Raw genomic sequence first — 960 nt, 5'->3', positions numbered from 1 at the left:
ATTCTATTTTTTGCGTCTCCATTATATCTGGGATAATCTGTGAAATAATCTATAAGCGTCTTGATTGGGAGCCTGTTCACAATAAAACCCTGTCCCAATCGAGATTTATTCTGGCAGCACCTGGGATACAGCAACGTCATGGACATCACACCAAAACCACCGTCAACGCCAGAGGTCGTCAGCAAAGGTACAAGCACTCTTTCTAGATCACAAATTACCAGCATTGAAGAGCTTAAACTGGTACCCGGTAAGCAATACCAGGCAACTGTTCAGGCACCCCCCCCCAAAACTAACCAGGAACAGCCGGTAATCGAAGGAAAAGCAGCCACAGTAAACACTCACAGCAGTAAAGAATGGCTACTCAATATTAATGGCAAACTTGTCACAACCACCAGCAGCATTCCTTTAGAGATAGGTCAGACGCTATTAGTCAAGCTTGAAAGCTCATCAACAAAACAGAGCAAGGCTTTGATCCTTGTCAGTCCGACTAATAGAAGCACAGCTCAAATCCCAGCAGACAAAGGCAGCATCAATACCGAAATACTATTAGGCACCTTAGCAAAACTGCTACCGAAGCAACTGTCTCTTGGTACCGGCTTCGCTGCCCTGAATGAGATGAGTAAAGCGACTTCGCAAACGCCGCCCATTTCTCAAAATCAAACAAAGATAGCCAGCGCTCAACAAACCCAGCTCTCCCCTACACAAGGCTCATCGCCGCTTACTCGAAAAGTTGCGCTAGAAAGCATCGCAACACTGATCAAATCTCTTCCTCACGCAGAGCAGATCTCTCAAGCCAGCCGTCAAGGCGACACTCTAAGCTCTCCTGACACAATTAGAAACGCCTTAAAACACAGCGGTCTTTTCATGGAGTCACAGCTCAGTAACACCACCAACAAACAACAAATACTCGAGCAACTCCAAAACCTCAAAACCTTGAACAAAATAGCATTAGCGCAAGCA

General features: G+C 45.8%; 1 protein-coding gene. It reads left to right on the top strand.

Features of this window, described 5'->3' with window-relative positions; genetic code table 11:
* Nucleotides 1-138 precede the first annotated feature (138 nt).
* Nucleotides 139-960, top strand: an 822-nt coding sequence (locus A3763_RS24395) for a hypothetical protein (RefSeq protein WP_156495311.1), incomplete at its 3' end; no start/stop codon positions are given.

The sequence above is a fragment of the Oleiphilus sp. HI0128 genome, from assembly GCF_001635365.1.
The sequence above is the reverse complement of the archived record's forward strand: the minus strand, read 5'-3'. Positions and strand labels throughout refer to the sequence as shown.